The organism is Rhabdobacter roseus, from assembly GCF_014202275.1.
GTDB classification, from domain to species: domain Bacteria; phylum Bacteroidota; class Bacteroidia; order Cytophagales; family Spirosomataceae; genus Rhabdobacter; species Rhabdobacter roseus.
Genome location: NZ_JACHGF010000002.1, coordinates 273,547 through 290,242, shown reverse-complemented (window position 1 = coordinate 290,242; position 16,696 = coordinate 273,547). Strand labels below are relative to the sequence as shown.

The following is a 16,696-nucleotide window of genomic DNA, read 5'->3' as shown; positions in this document are numbered from 1 at the left end:
ACCATGAACCAAGTACCCATTCAACAGCAGGAAGCTATTTGTGCCGTGGCTACGCCCTCGGGCGTGGGTGCCATCGGCGTCATTCGGGTGTCGGGCCAAGGGACCTTCGACCTCGTTCACCGCATTTTTCGCGGTCGTCACCCCGCCCAGGTCGACAGCCACACCATCCACTTCGGTACCATTCGGGAGGCCGACGGCACGCTCGTGGACGAAGTACTTATCTCGGTTTTTAAATCGCCCCGCTCCTTCACCAAAGAAGACGTGGTTGAGATTGCCTGCCACGGCTCCGACTACGTCATTCGCCAGATCCTGAAGCTGCTCGTGCAGCAGGGCGCCCGGCTGGCGCGTCCGGGCGAATTCACCCAGCGGGCTTTTCTCAACGGCCAGTTCGACCTCGTACAAGCCGAAGCCGTGGCCGACCTCATTGCCGCCGACTCCGCCGCCAGCCACCGGACGGCCATCAACCAGCTGCGGGGCGGGTTTTCTAAAAAACTAGCCGCCCTGCGCCAGGAACTGATCCATTTTGCCTCGCTGGTGGAGCTGGAGCTGGACTTTGGCGAAGAAGACGTGGAATTTGCCCAGCGCGACGACCTCCGCCGCCTCATCCTGGACCTGCTCCGCGCGATAGCCCCGCTCGTGGAGTCTTTCGACTACGGCAACGCCCTCAAGGAAGGGGTACCGGTAGCCATCATCGGCGCGCCCAACGTGGGGAAATCAACGCTACTGAACGCCCTGCTCAACGAAGAAAAGGCCATCGTGACGGCCATCGCCGGTACCACGCGCGACGTGATCGAGGATACGATGGTGCTCGACGGCCTGAAATTCCGCTTCATCGACACGGCCGGTATCCGCGAAACCACCGACCTGGTGGAGTCCATCGGGATTGAGCGCTCACGCCAGGCCATGCACAAAGCCGACATCGTGCTGCTTCTCTTCGACAGTGACGAAACCCTGGCCGACGTACAGGCCCTGGCGGCGGATTTGCCCGCCGATAAAAAGGTACTTTGGGTGAGGAATAAGGTGGACCTCACCGCGCGGCGTACCGTCCCTGGCCCCTCTCCTAGCAGGAGAGGGGAAAAATCCCCCTTCTCCTCCAAGGAGAAGGGGCTAGGGGTTGAGGTGTATAAATCCCTCATCCAGAAAATCCCCGAGCCGGTATTGGAGAATGCCCGCCACCTCCGCCAAACCGCCACCGAGGCGGAGGTACTTCTGTGGGAACTACTCCGTAATCGCCAGCTCAATGGTTGGAAGTTTCGTCGGCAGTACCCGGTAGAAGAAGGTTTTGTACTGGACTTTTTTTGCGCCGAGTACCGCCTGGGTATCGAGCTGGACGGTTCGGTACACGAGGAAACCGACCAACGCCAATACGACACCGCCCGAACTGAAGAGTTAAAGCGACTCTACAACATTGACGTCATTCGATTCACGAATCAAGAGGTATTTTACGATACAGAGCTCGCCCTGGCCAAACTGGTAGAGGCTGTTGAAGCGAAACAAGGCTTAATCCAAAAGAAAGAGAAACAATCTCCCCTTCTTTCTAAGCAGTCCCCCTTCTCCTCCAAGGAGAAGGGGCTAGGGGTTGAGGTAATACCCATCTCCGCCCAAACCCAACAAGGCCTCGATGCCCTCAAACGAGCCCTTACGGCGCAGGTACTTTCCCAAAGTACCTCCGACACCGTCGTGACCAACCTGCGCCACTACGAGCAGCTCGTCAAAGCCTCCGAAGCGTTGCAAGAGGTACTGACCGGCCTCGACCTGGGCATCACCGGCGATTTCCTGGCGCAGGACATCCGCCTGGCCCTGCACCACCTCGGCGAGATCACCGGCACCATCGTCAGTGACGACCTGCTGGCCAATATTTTCAGTAAATTTTGTATCGGGAAATAGCCACTACTCGAGCAGTAGATAAGGTAACAAATTAAAAGAGTACCCCTAAAGTGTTATTTGCAAATTACAGAATCGACCTATTTTTGTAATTTCCAAGTAACACTTTCGAATCACTTTTTTTACGGATTTACCTCTCATAATGAATTTGGCTACGTTGCCAAAATTTCACGTTGGCTATTTGGCTGATGCATTGAGAGAGGTTAAAAAGTAACTTCGCCCCCCTCCCCTTGCAGTTAACAAAATGATTTAGTTATCTTTATGTATCACTAAATCCAAACCAAGCGATGAATCGACTGCAAAGTACCTGGCTGGTGGGCGCGCTGTTGCTCTGTGCCTCCTTCACCTTTTTCCATCACGGCTGGTCAGAATATGACCAAACCAAGCCGCAGGATTTCAAGGCTACCATTGAGGAGTCGGTCTACGAAAATCCGCACGTGCTGATCAAGGTCAAATACAAAAAGCAGCCTCAGACCATCTACCTCGCCCCTACCAGCCGCATGAATTCCCGGGGCGTCAGCGAAGAAATGATTAAGAAAGGTACCTCCGTAAGGTTGGTGGCCTACCCGCACAAAACCGACAAAGGAGAAATGCGGGCCGAGCGGATCTTCATTGACGGCGAAAAATACGAACTCCGCTAGCCGTGCTCAGGTACCTCGACTGGCTCGAGCAAACGGCCTGGGCGGTGGGCATCCGGCAGTCGCTGTGGCTGTACCCCGCGCTGGAGATCGTGCACATCGTAGGCATTGTGCTGCTGGTGGGGGCCGCCTTTTTGTTCGACCTCCGGCTGTTGGGCCAGGCGCGGTACCTGCCCGTGAGCGGGCTGGCCCGGCACCTGCTGCCGTGGTCGCGGCGGGGCTTGTGGCTGATCGTTCCTTCCGGCCTGCTGCTGTTCATCACCAATGCCCGCACGCTGGGTACCGATCCTACCTTTGGGCTGAAGCTCCTCTTGCTCGCCCTGGCGGCCCTCAACGTGTGGGTTTTTCATTCTTTTATTAACAAAAGTACCCCTGACGAGCCGCCCGCTTTTTCCAGGATCTCGGCGGTACTGTCCATCCTGCTTTGGATCGGAGTCATTGCCTGCGGACGCTTGCTGGCCTATTGAAGGTACTTTTCTTACTATGCCTAACTATAAAAAAGAACGGTTTAACTTTATCAAGCCCACCGGCATTTTTGCTTTGGCGGGATTATTTATGGGAGGTTTTAGTGCCTTTGCTTTAGTAAGTTTAGCTTCTTTACTTCAAAATATAGGTTTTGATTGCATAAAGTCGCTTAACTTAATCTGGGTACTTTGTGCCATGGGTAGTATTCTTCTGCCCATCATTTTTTACAAAAATCTCAGCAACCTTACTCTATATCACCCCCATTCACTTCAAAATAGGATAGCTCTGTTTAATATAGTAGAATATTGCTGCATTCAAGTGGCACTAGTTCCTTTTTTTACAACTGCTCAGACCTTATGCTTTGTTATTGATGGGCAAAATGGAATAGAACTTATCTTTACCAGTTGGCTTGCGCTTCCCTGTTTACTCTTGCTCAGTTACATTTTCAATAGAAAGTCGGTCATCGTTGAATATTCCTGAGTACTCGATTTCTCTTTGATATCTTCCCTGTCACAGCAAAGTTCACTCCCTATACGGAACATCCCGTACGAGTTTTTTGCCAAACTTCCCTATCTCTATGTAATCATCTTCGGAAATTACGCCGCGACGTATCCATTGAGACACATTTTGAGTAGAAAGATTGTACTTCTTGGCATATTCTGTGATCGACAGCCAATTGTCCAACTCGAGAATTTTTCCTTCTTTCATCAGAAAATCCGTTCCTTCCTTGATCAGCGCATCCGCGCGGCTTATCAACGTATCGATATCTACTTTTTCCGTTGCTTTCATTTTTCTATTTTCATTATAAAAATTCCAACTACCTATTATTCCTCTAGCTTTCTTACTAGGGCAAGCAGGTAGTTCATCCGATCCAGAATTGTATTTATTTGCTCTTCTGTCAACCCTACGTCGTCAGAATCCCGCAAGGCCTGCCTTAACGCCGCGATCTCCATGCGCAGATTAAAAATTAATTGCTGCTTATTCATATTTGTTGCCAGTACTTTACGAAAGTATGTAACGTTACGTAACAAAACAACTATTTGTCGTTTATTCTTATCATTGCAGCCAGCTATTCCCTTCACGCTTTGTACCCATGCAAAAAAGAATACTCCTTATTCTCTTCGCGGTTTGTTTCCTGGGCGCCGCCCCGCGCCAAATTACCTGGGTGGCCCTGGGCGACTCCATCACTTACCTCAACGACCATCCCGACGAAACCGGAAACCGCGTGACCAAAGGGTACCTGACGCTACTTACGGAACGGTACCCGCGCGTGACCTACACCAACCAGGGCCACAACGGCTGGACGGCCGTCCGCGTGGCCGAAAACATCAAGAAGCTCGGGCTCGTAAAGGCCGACGTGTACACGGTCTTTCTGGGTACCAACGACTGGTGGCAGGGCAAAACGCTGGGTACCTGGGCCGACTACGAACAAAGTACCGGCACGGGTACCGTCTACGGCTCCTTTCGGGTCATTACCGACCAGCTGAAGCAGCTCAACCAAAAGGCCCGCATCATCCTGATCACGCCTATGCAGCGGGGGGATTTTGTGTATATCAATAATTACAAAAACAACGCCTACGGCTCCTACAAACCCAAAAATGACCAGTACCTGGAGCAGTTTGCCCAGGCGCTGGTGGAGATAGGAAAGCGGGCCAAGTACCCCGTCGTGAACCTCTACCACGACAGCGGCATAACGCCCGAAAACATGGTGCATTTCAAGCGCCTCAAAGACCCCGCCACCGGCCAGTACCGCCCCTACCTCTACCCCGACTACGTGGAGGTACCCTTCGACCCCGAAAAGGACGAGTACCCCTACCCCGAAGAAGCCATATACATGACCTACGACGGCCTGCACCCTTCCGACCAGGGCTACGAGCGAATCACCGACCTGCTGGTACAAAAATGGAAAGGACTGCGGTGAGGCAAAGTACCCCTCAGGCCGACGCCCACACTAAAGCCTGCTCACGCTCGGGTAGGTGAAACGCCTTCACCTCCATTCCGGGTATGACGGCCCCGGCTCCTTCGGCTATTTTCTCGATCCAGTCGGTTTCGGTCGTTATGGCTAGCTTGGTGGTGGGGCCCAAGTATTTGATCGTCATTTTCAGGTCTTCCCACAGGGCCGGGGCGTCGGGCCACTGGAAGTCGTGCAGCTCCACGTAAAGGCGTAGGTCTCCGTACTTTTGCTTATGCGCTTCCAGGAGGGGATTCAGGTAGTCGTAGTCGGCCTTGGTGATTTTCCCGGTGACAAGTACCCCCAGTACGTTTTCCGGGGTAGTTTGTATTTTGCTAAACATGGTCGGTCGGTTTTGAAAAGTATACGTATCACGTACGGATTTACCTGTGTGGAACAGAACCTCGTTGAAAGGACAATAAACACCGTTCCAGACCACTGTGTATAAAAAACGAGGTAGGCAAGGTACCTGGTCAGAAAACAACCGCAGCAAGTACCCTCAGGCAGCATGAGCTCTGGAGCTCATATTGCCTACCTCTTGCCTTACCCAAATCGCAACGTGGTTACTTATCCGTCAAGAGCAAAGGCGTGTTCCCTCTCCCGCCCAGCACCACGATCTTGGTATTGGGAGAGGCGGCCAGTTCTTTTTGGGCCGTGATCATTTCGTATTGCAGCTGGCGGTCGGTCAGGCTCAGGGCAATGATGGTCTGGTAATCAGAAATCCCTTTGGCTTCCACGCGCTTGCGCTCGGCTTCTTGTCTTTCTTTTTGCAGTACAAATTCCATTTTCTGGGCGTCCTGCTCGGCGTTGATCTTGGATTCGATGCTTTTCTTGACCGACTCCGGCAGGTTGATGTTCCGGATCAGTAGTTGTTCCAACACTAAGCCGCGCTCTTTAAAATCCTTGTCAATGGTTTTGTAAATACGGTCCTGAAACTCGTCGCGTCGCTTGGAGTACAGCGCCACGGCGTCGTAATACACGGCATTGTCCCGGATGCGTGTGCGGGTAACGGGCCGCACAATCTTGTCCTTGTAGTCGGTCCCGATGCCCTTGTAGATACCGGGCGCTTTTTCGGGCAGGATGCGGTAGAGCACCGTGAGGTCAATGATCACTTCCAGTCCGTCCGCGGAAAGTACCCGGATGGCATCGTCGCCCCGTATTTCCCCTTCGCTCGTTACGGCGGCCATCGTGTAGTTCTGGGTCTTGGTGTCAAATACGGCCACCTCCACCAGGGGATTTACGAAGTTAAGTCCGTTTTCGAGGGTACGGTCACTTACTTTTCCAAACAAGGATTGAACCCCGATCGTACCGGCGTCAATCTGCCGGATACTGGCCGTCAAGACGCCCAGCAGCAATACGACCAGGCCACCTACTTTTAGGAGGGAAGCATAGCGTGAAATGTTAAAGTCGGAGGCTTGAATGGCAAATCCGGTGAGGAGCAGCAGGACCCCGAGGAAGAGAAGAAACATAGGTAGAGAGGGTTAAAATTGAATAATTTCTAATATACATTAATATAATCATAATCTAACCTTTCTTCTTTCTAAACCGCTGTCACCACGGGTACCCGACGCATGGTAAGTCGGGTATTTTTTTTCACGGTTAGCCATACAAAAAGGTGCTTTGGGGGGTAGGCATCCTTTTTTCAGGGAAGCGTACTTAGTACTAATCAACTACTATTTACCATGAAAAAGAATTTCAATCGCAAAGCAACGCTTCGTCTGGCAGCCATTGCTCTCACAGGCGTACTCTTAACGGCCGGAAGCGCCATGGCGCAGCTTTCGCTAGGTTTGCAGGGAGGGATTGCCAAATCCAACATCGAAGATGCCAACACCATTTATGGCGGGGGAGCCAACCTCCGCGTGTTCCTGGGACCCCAATTTGCCATTGGGATAGCCGGGAAAATTTACGCCGACGGCAAAAACTACCGGCTGCTGGGCCAGGACCTGGACTACGTAAGTACCTTGATGCCCGTGACGGGTACCCTGGACTTCTTCCTGACCGACGGGGCCATTCGTCCGTACATCGGGGGTGACGCGGGGGTGTACTTCAGCAAGGCCCGCGCGAGCTTCAACGGCAATACCATCCTGGACCCCGACCGCCGGAGCAACTTTGGTGCCGCGCCCCGGGCCGGTATTCTGTTTGATCTTGGCCAGGTAGGAATTCAGGTGGAAGGCATTTACCACTTTGTGTTTGCCAACGAAAACCGCCGGGCCAACGTCGGTACCGCCGACAACATCGACTTCGAGTCGACGTCCCGCTTTGGGGGTATCAACGTAGGTTTGGTGTTCGGCATCGGCAAGCGCTAAGACGCTACGCTTCCTATAAAGCTTTTCCTAGAAGTGCAGGCACGCCGCCTGCACTTTTTTTATGCCCCACCGCTACCCGCCTAGGGTACCTGCGCCTATCTTTGTGGCATGAAAGTACCTACCCCGTCCGTCCCTTCGTTCGCCGAGCAAGTGCAGGCGTGGCTGTGGTCGGCGGGGTACGTTTCGTACCTGCGGGTACTTCGGCCCTCCGTTTTTCCTACGCTGGTGGTTCAGCGGCCCCGCGCAGGGGGTACTTTGGCGCTTCGCCTCATTGACCTACCTACCTGGCGGGCGGAGCCGGAAGACCTGCTGAAAGCCCCTGACGAAGGTACCTGGGTGCAGCTTTGGGAAGATACCTGGCTCACGCAGCGTGACATCGTGCAGTCGCGGCTGCTGGCGCGGCTGGGGCAGTCTACGCGCATTCCCGCCCGGCTGTGCGAAATTCGCCGGATCAGCCAGCCCACGTTGGATGCCTTTTTGAAAACCCATCACCTGCAGGGTACCGCCTCGGCGCGCATCAAGTACGGGCTTTTCCTGAAGCCCAGGTACCTTGGCCGGGCCTTTGCTAAAGCACTTCCCAGCGCCGAGGAGCCGGTAGCGGTGGCGGGGTTTAGCAATGCCCGTACCATCTGGCGGGGCGGACGAGCCTTCCGCTCCTGCGAGCTGATCCGCTTCGCGAGCCTCAAGTACCATACCGTAGTGGGTGGGCTTAATAAATGCATACAAACGTTTGTGAACGAATGGCAACCCGACGACCTCATGACCTACGCCGACCGCGACTGGTCTAGCGGCCACAGCTACCGGCACCTGGGTTTTCTGGTCGATTCGGCTACACCTCCGCAGCTGTTCTGGCTGGACCTCCTGACGCTCCGTCGCCACGACCCGCAGCGGCTCGTCGGTACCAAGCTCGTCCCAAGTACCCCTCCGCCCGGATTCTTGCCGGTTTATAACCGCGGAAATCTTAAATTTGTGAGGTACTTTGTGCCGCCACCCGTCCGGTCCGACCAGGTACTTTAAAGTCCGTTTTGTACAATGCCCCCGTTGATCGTCATTCTTGGCCCCACTGCTTCCGGCAAAACCCAGCTCGCCACCCGGCTCGCCCACCGGCTGGGCGGGGAGATTCTCAGCGCCGACTCGCGGCAGGTATACCGCGGCATGGACATCGGCACCGGCAAAGACCTGGACGAGTACCAGGTGCAGGGTACTTTGATTCCCCACCACCTCATCGACATCCTGGACGCCGGTGAAAAGTACCATGTACACCGCTTTCAGCAAGATTTTGGGGCGGCGCTGGCGGCCATCCGGGCGCGGGGAAGTACCCCCATCGTTTGCGGTGGCACCGGCCTGTACCTCGACGCCGTCCTGCGCGGACACACCTACACGGGCATTCCCGTCGATGACGCGCTGCGGCAGGAGCTGGAAAAGTACCCCACGGAGGTACTTCAGGCGCGGTTCGAAGCCCTGCCTTCGGCCTACTCGGCCCTGGCCGATACCTCCACGCGCAAGCGCCTGCTTCGTGCGCTCGAAATAGGTACCTATCTTCGGCAGCACCCGGAGTACCCCGCTCAGGCGAAGGTACCCCGCCCCGACGCGCTCATCTACGGCCTCGACCCGCCCGTGGCGCTTCGTCGGCAGCGGATCAGTCGGCGGCTGCACCAGCGCCTGCAAAACGGCCTCATAGAGGAAGTACAGCAACTGCTCCAGCGCGGCCTGGCCCCCGAGCAGCTCCGGTACTACGGCCTGGAGTACAAATGGGTGACCGACTACTGCACCGGCGACCTGCCGTACGCGCCCATGATCCAGCGGCTCGAAACCGAGATCCACCGCTTTGCGAAGCGACAAATGACTTTTTTCCGTAAAATGGAGCGCGACGGCCTGCCCATTCGCTGGCTCGACCACGCCCAAACGCCCGAAGCCTGGCTCGACCAGATTCAGGAAGACGTCAGGTACTTGGCCCCTTCGTAAGGGCCAGGTACCTTGTAGGTACCTTTTGGCTTTTTTGTCAATTCAATTTCACCCTAAACAACCCACTTCTAGCATGCTTGCTTCCCTTAAAAAAAACCTGACCACCACCCTGCTCCTGGTGATATTGGGCGTAACCGACGCCTACCTGCTCTCCCACCCCAACCTCATCGGCCGGATTGGGGTACTGATCTACCAGCACGACTACCTCAAAACCTTCCCGCGTGCGCTGGCCACGGTATTTTTGGTGGTAGGTACTTCGCTGGCCATCTGTGAGGTGATTCGGTGGCAGGCCCGCCCGCGCGTGGCCGTGGGCTGGTACCTGATGCTCTTTGTGCTGGGGCTCTCGCTGTTTGCCTACGTGTACGTCACGTTTTCGTCTTTTACCTACCGCCTCACGGGCAAGGCCTTCATCTACGGGGCTCACCTGCTGCCCATCCTGCTGATCGGCCTGTTTGGGAGGTACCTCATCATGGCCATTTTTGAAGCCCGCAAGCAGCCGGAGGTGTGAGTACCGGGCCGGGAAGAAACGTATTGCCAGGATGGTTGAAAAGTAAAATATTATAGCACATATGCGGTATTTTATGCCAATATTGTAGCACTAGCCTTAGAAAATACCGAGTTTTTTTAGATATTGCGGCTTCGCAAAATCCCGGCATAGGCAGCAGCAGAGCGCAAAATGGGTAGGGATACCTCAGAAACATTGCCCCACGATACTCAGGGCTAAACCAACACGGTCCTTTCTGGTTTTATTTAAGAATATTGTTTTTACCAATTAACCCTAGATCTTCTTTTAAGTAAACTTTAATTTCACTAGTTAACTACTATGTCACAGATAGCCGAATTAACCATAGACGGTCAAAATTACCAATTCCCGGTGGTCGAAGGCAGTGAGCAGGAAAAAGCCATTGATATAAGCAAGCTGCGCGACCAGACCGGATACATTACGATTGATAACGGTTATAAAAATACGGGGGCCACAAAAAGTGCCATTACCTTCCTCGACGGCGAAAAGGGTATCTTGCACTACCGGGGTTATTCCATCGAAGACCTGGCCGAAAAAGCCACGTTTCTGGAAGTAGCCTACCTGCTCATCTACGGCGAACTACCCACTGCCCAGCAGTACGCCGACTTCGAGTACGAGATCCGGACGCACACGCTGGTCAACGAAGACATGCGGAAAATCTTCGAGGGCTTCCCCGTCAACGCCCACCCGATGGGGGTACTTTCGTCGCTGGTGAGTGCCATGAGCGCCTTCTACCCCGACTCGTTTGACTCCACGGCGCCCGAAGATACCGAGCTGCACATCATCCGGTTGCTGGCCAAACTACCTACCATCGCTACCTGGTCCTTTAAGAAATCGCAGGGGCATCCGGTCAACTACCCCAACAACAACCTCGACTACTGCTCCAACTTCCTGAACATGATGTTTGCGCTGCCGGTGGAAAACTACGAGGTGGATCCCGTGGTGTCGCAAGCCCTCAACAAGCTGCTGATCCTGCACGCCGACCACGAGCAAAACTGCTCTACCTCCACGGTGCGGCTGGTGGGCTCCTCGCAGGCCAACATCTACTCGTCCATTTCGGCGGGGATCAGTGCCCTCTGGGGGCCGCTCCACGGCGGAGCCAACCAGGAGGTGATCGAGATGCTGGAGGCCATTCGGGCCGACGGCGGCGATACCCAAAAGTACATTGACATGGCCAAGGACAAATCCAGCGGCTTCCGGCTGTTTGGTTTTGGACACCGCGTGTATAAAAACTTCGATCCGCGCGCGCGCATCATCAAAAAGGCCGCCGACGACGTGCTGACCAAGCTGGGCGTGAATGATCCGGTACTAGACATTGCGCGCCAGCTGGAAGAAGCCGCCCTCAAGGACGAGTACTTCGTCTCGCGCAAGCTTTATCCTAACGTAGACTTCTACTCGGGCATCATCTACCGCGCGCTGGGTATTCCTACCAACATGTTCACGGTGATGTTTGCCATCGGGCGTCTGCCGGGCTGGATTGCCCAGTGGAAAGAAATGCGCGCCAACAAGGAGCCCATCGGTCGGCCGCGCCAAATCTATACCGGGGCTACACTCCGCGAGTTTGTAGCGCTTGAAAATCGCTAATTAACCCTAATCCAAGCCGAAAAGGCGTCGCTGATTCGTTTCAGCGACGCCTTTTGCTTCAGACACCAACCCATGCCTACTTCTTCTCCCGAGCTAAACGCTCTGAGCCTGGCCGACAAGCTGGCCGTAGAACGCACCAACCTGGCCAACGAGCGTACTTTTCTGGCCTACTTTCGCACCAGCATTGCCCTCCTGGCGGGCGGATTGACTTTTTTGGGACTGGAACTTCTGAAAGACGTAAGCGATGCGGGGTACTTTCTGCTGGTGCTTTCGCCCGCTGTGCTCATGACGGGCCTCATTCGGTACCGGGTAGTTAGGAAGCGCATCCGGGCCTACTACACGACGGTGTAAAGTACCTTTAGGCGAAAAAGTACCCTTGGGTTGCTCCAAGAAAAAGCTCAGGTTGCGGCCATGTCGTTGGCGACGGGTCGTAGAAAGTACAGCTGCACGGCCAGCGCCAGCAGCACAATGCCCGCCAACATCGCAAAATCCTGCCCCAAACTCCCCGCGTCGGTAGACTTGCCCAGTAGGTTGGTGATAAAAGCGCCCGCAAATACCCCCACCATGTTCATGAGGCCGTAGCCGGTAGCCCGGTAGCGGGGCGACACAAACTGGCAAAGAATGGGCATGTTGTTGGCATCGAACATGCCGAAGCCAAAACCAAAACAAAGCGCCGCGCCCACCACGTGCACCAGCGAGTGCCCAAAGCCAATCAGCAGCAGCGAAGGGATCGTGAGTGCCAGCCCAATGGCGCTGGTGTAGATGCGCCCCCGCACGTTTTTTTGTACCCAGCGGTCCGACAGCAGCCCGCCCGTGATCACCCCCACAAACGAAGAAGCCGCGATGGTAATGGTAGACAACGGCCCGGCCTGCGCCATGTCGATGCCCAGGTTGGTGGCAAAAAGCGTGGGAAGCCAGTTTTTGGTAGCCCATCCGGGTAGGCTGGGCACGGCGTAGTAAAGCAAAATAACCCAAAAGGCCGGGTTGAGCAGCAGCACCGACAAGCCCCGGAAGACGGGGATTTTTTGGGGTAACGCCAGGGCGTCCACCGGCTCGGCGTAGGGCTTTTTGATTTCTTGCAAAAAAATACTGAGAATAAACGCGTAAATGATCCCGACGAGGCCAAACACCTGAAAGGTACTTTGCCACGAGTACGACTCCGCGATGGTAGCCCCAAAGCCGCCCAGCGCCTGGCCCATGTACAGGCCCGTCATGTGAATACCCACGGCCAGCGAGCGCGTGCGGGACGAGTGTGCGTCGGCAATGAGCGACAGCCCCGCCGGAATGTACAGGGCTTCGCTCACGCCCATGACCGCCCGCAGCCCGTAGAGCTGCTCAAACGTCGTGGCGTAGCCCATGAGCAGCGTCACCGCCGACCACACAAACAAACTACCCACGATGATCCACTTCCGGTTGAGCCGGTCGGCAACCAGCCCCGAAATGGGGCTCATGAGGCCGTAGATCCAGAGGAAAATGGCCATCAGGTACCCAAAGTTGGTGGCCGACTGCAGCTCGGCAATATCGACCTGCATGGCGGGTTTCATGGTGGCCAGCATCTGGCGGTCGAGGTAGTTGAGCAGCGCTACCACCCACAGCAGCCCCACCAGCACCCAGGGGTAGCTGGTAGATTGCGTAGTACGAGGAGTTGGTGTCATGCGGAAAAAGGGAAATTTGTACGCATTTTAGTTTACAACGACCTGCCACACGGCGGGGGTACGGACGCCCGGCGCTACCTCGCCGCTCGGCAGAAGAAAACCTTCTTCCCAAGGTACCAGCGGGGTGGTGACGGGTACTTTAATGGGCAAAGTACCTACCAGGCTCCAGGTACGCCGGAGGGTATGGTACGCCCACACCTCCCGCCTGAATCCCGGATGCTCGGCCTGCAAGGCGTTGCGCTCGCTCGTGAGGCGGTCGGCCTCGGTACCGGGCGGCCGCGTTTTGAGCTGGTTGTTCAGCGCCTCAATTTGCAAAAGCCGCTCGCCGTCGTCCCCGCCCACCACCAGTACCGTATGCGGCCCGTGGGCCACGGCTCCGTGCGCCGACAGCCCCCGGTTCAGGGGCGGGAGCGCGCGCCAGCGGTTGCGCCGGATCTGGTACTCGTACGCATCGGCGAAGAGGGTCGTGTGGTCTGCTACGGTTTGTCGTCCGCCCAGTACGTACAGTGCCGGTCCGCGCGGTCCCGTCTGCGCTACCAGTGCCGTGTAGGCGCGGGCGGGAGCGGGTAGCGCCGCCCGCTTTTGCCAGCCTTTTTGCGGTTTTTGCAAATCCAGCACGTACAAGGTACTTTCCGCGCCCTGGTCCGATTCCCCGCCAAATACATAAAGCTTGTCATCCGCCACGGCCGCCGCCAGGTTGGCCAGGGGCTTGGGCAAAGACGGCAGCGAGTCGGTCAGGAGACGGGCCGTGGCGGCGTCCCAACGCAGCGCAAGTACCTCCGCGTAGCGGCGCTGGGCGTCGTTGCCCCCCACACAAAGTACCCGGTTGTTCCAGCTGACGGACGCCCCGTAGCCCTGGGGCCGGGGCAGTCGCCCCACGAGTCGCCAGGTACCTTGGGGGCGGTCCAGTAGGTAGATGTCGGCCTGCCACACCTTGTTACCGCCCTCCCAGGGATACCCCCGCGGGAAGTTAGCGCCCCCGGCTAGTAGCAACGCCCCATGGCTCACCCCCGAGTAGGCTCCCGCCACGCCCAGGTGGGGGCCTACGTCCTGGGCGGGCAAGTCGGGCCAGCGAACGGGCTCCAGCCGCGATTGCGCCCGGCTCAATAGGGGTAGTAGCAGGAAAAGGGTTAGGAATAGTCGCAAGATATGTAGGGTAAAAAAGGACGTACTAAGGTACCTGCACCGGCAGCACGCTGGCGTATTTCCAAAAATCAATGCTTTGCAGATCTTGCTGAAACTCCGCGTACTGCTCCGGCCTGGGATTGCGTACGGGTAGCCGGAAATCGCCACAGTCGAGGCCCAGGGCCCGCATGTAGGTTTTCCCGACGCCGATGCCGCCGTATTTGCCCAACAACCGCACGATGGCAATGGAGCGGTCTTGCAGGGACCGGGCCCGGTCCAGGTCGCCCGCGTCGAAGGCGGCGATCAGCTCGTTGTAAAGCGGCGCGGCGTAGTTGAAGGTACTTCCCACGGCCCCGCGCGCGCCCATGGCCAGCGCCGCCAGGAATATTTCGTCCCAGCCCCAGAGAATGTCGTACTGCCCCTGGTTGAAAAGGACGCACTGCCGGTACTCCATCAGGTCGTTGTGGGTATACTTGATCCCCCGGAAGTTGGGCAGGCGGCCGTCCATCTCGGTCAGAAAATCCAGCATCGACAGGTGTACGCCGGTCAGGGCCGGAATGTGGTAAAAGTACAGCCCCAGCTCGGGGGCCGCTTCCCCGATCTGCACGCAAAAATCGGCCAGGAGCCGGGCCGTGGCGGGCTTGAAGTAGTAAGGGGCCAGCACCGCCATGGCCTGAAAACCCTGCGTCGCCGCTTCTTGGGCTAACACCTTGCACTCGGCCAGCGAGGTACCTCCCACCAGCATGATTTTCTGGAGGCTGGGCTGATCCACCGCGCCCCAGGCCCGGAGTAGTGCCCTTTTTTCGTCCAAGGTCAGCGAAACGCCCTCGCCCGTCGAACCGGCCACAAATGCGCCTTTCACGCCATTCTGGACGAGCAGCTGGGCATAGTGGTCAATGACCGTAAGATTCAGATCGCCGCTGGCATGCATGGGCGTAAACGGAGCCGCCACGAGCCCCTGTATTTTGGGAATAACTGTCATGGAATTTTAAAAAAAGTAACTATTTAAAGGGAAGGTACTTTCCAGCGCTGCCCGGAAAACGGGAAACTACCTCTTTTTTACTGCTTTCCAAAGTACCTAATAGCCGGGCGTTTGGGTGAGCCTAGGGTCGGTGTTGAGCATGGTGACCGTCACGGGCAGCAGCAGCTTATAGGGTTGCGCGGCCGGAAGGTACCTGGGATCAACGGCGTTGAACACGTAGGCGTCGCCCGCCCGCCGGAGGGCCCACCAGCGTTTTCCCTCTCCGATGAATTCCCGCAGGTACTCTTCCAAAATGGCGTTCAGATTGGCCTCAAGGCTGCCGTTGGCGTAGGGTGTGAACCCGCTGCCGTAGGCCCGCGCCCGGATGGCGTTGATCTCCGCCGAAGGATTTTGGCCCAACTTGGCGTTGACTTCAGCCAGCAGCAAAAGTACTTCGGCGTAGCGATAAACGGGAAAATCCTGGTCGTACAGCTGGATGCCCGCATCCACCCGGCCGATAAACTTCGTCAAAAGTACCCCCGCCACCGGGTACCCGGCGGTGGTGCGGTGCATGGTGCGGAAGCTCACCCGCAGGCGCTGGTCCGTCGGGTCGTTAAGGCGCTCCAGCATGGCGGGCGACATCCCCACCCGGCTCGCGCCCGCTACCAGCGGGTACACGGCGTTTACGGCCGCGGGCGTCCCCGACTCGGGGTTCAGCACCAAGGTACCCGCCTGGGTGGTATTGACCAGGAAACTACCGTAGGCCCCCATGACGGCCTCGTTTCGCTCAAAATTCAGGGCAAAAATAATTTCGCGGTTATTGGCTTCCCGGGTCGGATCGAATACGTCGGCGTAGGTAGTCTGGAGCCCCAGCGTGGGCAGCGCTTTCACCTCTTCCAGCGCCGCCTTGGCCACCCCAAAATCAGCCGCGCCGCCGCCCAGGTGGGTACCTGACCAGAGGTAGGCGTCGCCTTTGAGGGTGAGCGTCGCGGCGCGGTTCCAGTACACGCGTTTGGTCGTGAAGGCGTTATTGCCCGCAAAAAGGCTCAGTGATTGTTCGAGATCGCTTTTGATGAGGGCCATCACCTCTTCGGGCCGGGCGCGCTCGCGGTAGAGGTCGGTAAGGGAGCCCACCGCCGCTACGGGCTGGGTAGTGATGGGTACCCCGCCCCAGCTTCGCAATAAGGTATAGTATACGTACGCCCGCAGGCCGTGCATTTCGGCCAGGGCGGCATTGCGCCGGGTGTCGTCCAGGGGAGCCTGCGGAAACAGCTGGATGACGGTGTTGATCCGGTCGAGGAGGGTATACAATCCGCCCCAGTTGCCCGCGGGTACGTTGGTGGCGTTGATGTTGTGCGACCAGTACTGCTTCAGGCCCGCGTCTTCGGACTCGGTAAACAGGCCGTCGGCCCACAGGTCGGAGCGCATTTCACCCAACTGCACCAGCGTGCCGTGGTAGGTACGCAGCGAGGCGTACACGCCGGTATAGAGCGTCAGGGCGGCGTTGGCGTCGGTCAGGGCCAGCTGCTGGTTGAGCGAGGTTTGGGGGGTTACTTCTTCCAGCTGGCGCTGGCAGGAAAACAGCCCCATTCCCAGGACCAAGACAAATACAAGTATTCGAGTAGCTTTCATAGCAATT

At 56.7% G+C, this 16,696-nt stretch carries 19 protein-coding genes; 11 read left to right on the top strand and 8 right to left on the bottom strand.

All coding sequences use genetic code 11. The features are described 5' to 3' along the window. Nucleotides 1-3: 3 nt before the first annotated feature. The 4 genes from mnmE (at nucleotide 4) to HNQ92_RS06185 (ending at nucleotide 3,467) form a co-directional block, all read left to right on the top strand. The gene (gene mnmE / locus HNQ92_RS06200; protein WP_184172275.1) at nucleotides 4-1,887 is read left to right on the top strand and encodes a tRNA uridine-5-carboxymethylaminomethyl(34) synthesis GTPase MnmE; all 1,884 of its coding nucleotides are present in this window, start codon (nucleotides 4-6) and stop codon (nucleotides 1,885-1,887) included. Between the two features lie 284 nt (nucleotides 1,888-2,171). Beyond that, nucleotides 2,172-2,525: a DUF6152 family protein gene (locus HNQ92_RS06195; RefSeq protein WP_184172273.1), complete on the top strand. Its 354-nt coding sequence runs from the start codon at nucleotides 2,172-2,174 to the stop codon at nucleotides 2,523-2,525. Nucleotides 2,526-2,527: 2 nt separating this feature from the next. Then, a complete protein-coding gene (locus HNQ92_RS06190) occupies nucleotides 2,528-2,989 on the top strand; it encodes a DUF6644 family protein (protein WP_184172271.1) in 462 nt (153 codons plus the stop codon). A 16-nt stretch (nucleotides 2,990-3,005) separates the two neighbouring features. Then, entirely contained in the window at nucleotides 3,006-3,467 is a 462-nt protein-coding gene (locus HNQ92_RS06185; RefSeq protein WP_184172269.1) for a hypothetical protein, read from the top strand. A gap of 42 nt (nucleotides 3,468-3,509) precedes the next feature. On the opposite strand, the gene HNQ92_RS06180 is transcribed toward HNQ92_RS06185, so the two are convergent. Beyond that, on the bottom strand, nucleotides 3,510-3,776 hold the full coding sequence (locus tag HNQ92_RS06180; RefSeq protein ID WP_184172267.1) for a hypothetical protein: 267 nt from the start codon (nucleotides 3,774-3,776) through the stop codon (nucleotides 3,510-3,512). Between the two features lie 35 nt (nucleotides 3,777-3,811). Continuing rightward, nucleotides 3,812-3,973: a hypothetical protein gene (locus HNQ92_RS06175; protein ID WP_184172265.1), complete on the bottom strand. Its 162-nt coding sequence runs from the start codon at nucleotides 3,971-3,973 to the stop codon at nucleotides 3,812-3,814. 107 nt (nucleotides 3,974-4,080) lie between these two features. Between HNQ92_RS06175 and HNQ92_RS06170 the strand changes: the two genes are divergently transcribed. After that, entirely contained in the window at nucleotides 4,081-4,908 is an 828-nt protein-coding gene (locus HNQ92_RS06170) for an SGNH/GDSL hydrolase family protein (RefSeq protein WP_184172263.1), read from the top strand. Between the two features lie 13 nt (nucleotides 4,909-4,921). Here the strand turns inward: HNQ92_RS06170 and HNQ92_RS06165 are convergent, their stop codons facing one another. Beyond that, entirely contained in the window at nucleotides 4,922-5,281 is a 360-nt protein-coding gene (locus HNQ92_RS06165; RefSeq protein WP_184172261.1) for a SpoIIAA family protein, read from the bottom strand. A 220-nt stretch (nucleotides 5,282-5,501) separates the two neighbouring features. Then, entirely contained in the window at nucleotides 5,502-6,407 is a 906-nt protein-coding gene (locus HNQ92_RS06160; RefSeq protein ID WP_184172259.1) for a prohibitin family protein, read from the bottom strand. Nucleotides 6,408-6,620: 213 nt separating this feature from the next. On the opposite strand from HNQ92_RS06160, the gene HNQ92_RS06155 reads away from it, so the two are divergent. The 6 genes from HNQ92_RS06155 to HNQ92_RS06130 all read left to right on the top strand — a co-directional run bounded on the left by HNQ92_RS06155 (nucleotide 6,621) and on the right by HNQ92_RS06130 (nucleotide 11,667). Beyond that, nucleotides 6,621-7,244, top strand: coding sequence for a hypothetical protein (locus HNQ92_RS06155; protein ID WP_184172257.1), 624 nt, complete (start codon nucleotides 6,621-6,623; stop codon nucleotides 7,242-7,244). Between the two features lie 108 nt (nucleotides 7,245-7,352). After that, on the top strand, nucleotides 7,353-8,261 hold the full coding sequence (locus HNQ92_RS06150) for a hypothetical protein (RefSeq protein WP_184172255.1): 909 nt from the start codon (nucleotides 7,353-7,355) through the stop codon (nucleotides 8,259-8,261). Nucleotides 8,262-8,276: 15 nt separating this feature from the next. Next, nucleotides 8,277-9,209: a tRNA (adenosine(37)-N6)-dimethylallyltransferase MiaA gene (gene miaA / locus HNQ92_RS06145; RefSeq protein WP_184172253.1), complete on the top strand. Its 933-nt coding sequence runs from the start codon at nucleotides 8,277-8,279 to the stop codon at nucleotides 9,207-9,209. Between the two features lie 73 nt (nucleotides 9,210-9,282). After that, nucleotides 9,283-9,717, top strand: a complete 435-nt coding sequence (locus tag HNQ92_RS06140; protein WP_184172251.1) for a hypothetical protein — start codon at nucleotides 9,283-9,285, stop codon at nucleotides 9,715-9,717. A 315-nt stretch (nucleotides 9,718-10,032) separates the two neighbouring features. Continuing rightward, nucleotides 10,033-11,316, top strand: coding sequence for a citrate synthase (locus HNQ92_RS06135; RefSeq protein WP_184172249.1), 1,284 nt, complete (start codon nucleotides 10,033-10,035; stop codon nucleotides 11,314-11,316). Nucleotides 11,317-11,388: 72 nt separating this feature from the next. Then, entirely contained in the window at nucleotides 11,389-11,667 is a 279-nt protein-coding gene (locus tag HNQ92_RS06130; RefSeq protein WP_184172247.1) for a YidH family protein, read from the top strand. Nucleotides 11,668-11,714: 47 nt separating this feature from the next. Here HNQ92_RS06130 and HNQ92_RS06125 read toward each other — a convergent pair whose 3' ends face one another. The 4 genes from HNQ92_RS06125 to HNQ92_RS06110 form a co-directional block, all read right to left on the bottom strand. Beyond that, the gene (locus HNQ92_RS06125; protein ID WP_184172245.1) at nucleotides 11,715-12,971 is read right to left on the bottom strand and encodes an MFS transporter; all 1,257 of its coding nucleotides are present in this window, start codon (nucleotides 12,969-12,971) and stop codon (nucleotides 11,715-11,717) included. Nucleotides 12,972-12,998: 27 nt separating this feature from the next. Continuing rightward, a complete protein-coding gene (locus HNQ92_RS06120; RefSeq protein ID WP_221307397.1) occupies nucleotides 12,999-14,117 on the bottom strand; it encodes a Kelch repeat-containing protein in 1,119 nt (372 codons plus the stop codon). A 25-nt stretch (nucleotides 14,118-14,142) separates the two neighbouring features. Then, the gene (locus HNQ92_RS06115; RefSeq protein WP_184172243.1) at nucleotides 14,143-15,078 is read right to left on the bottom strand and encodes a dihydrodipicolinate synthase family protein; all 936 of its coding nucleotides are present in this window, start codon (nucleotides 15,076-15,078) and stop codon (nucleotides 14,143-14,145) included. A gap of 96 nt (nucleotides 15,079-15,174) precedes the next feature. Continuing rightward, nucleotides 15,175-16,689: a RagB/SusD family nutrient uptake outer membrane protein gene (locus HNQ92_RS06110; protein ID WP_184172241.1), complete on the bottom strand. Its 1,515-nt coding sequence runs from the start codon at nucleotides 16,687-16,689 to the stop codon at nucleotides 15,175-15,177. Between the last annotated feature and the right edge of the window lie 7 nt (nucleotides 16,690-16,696).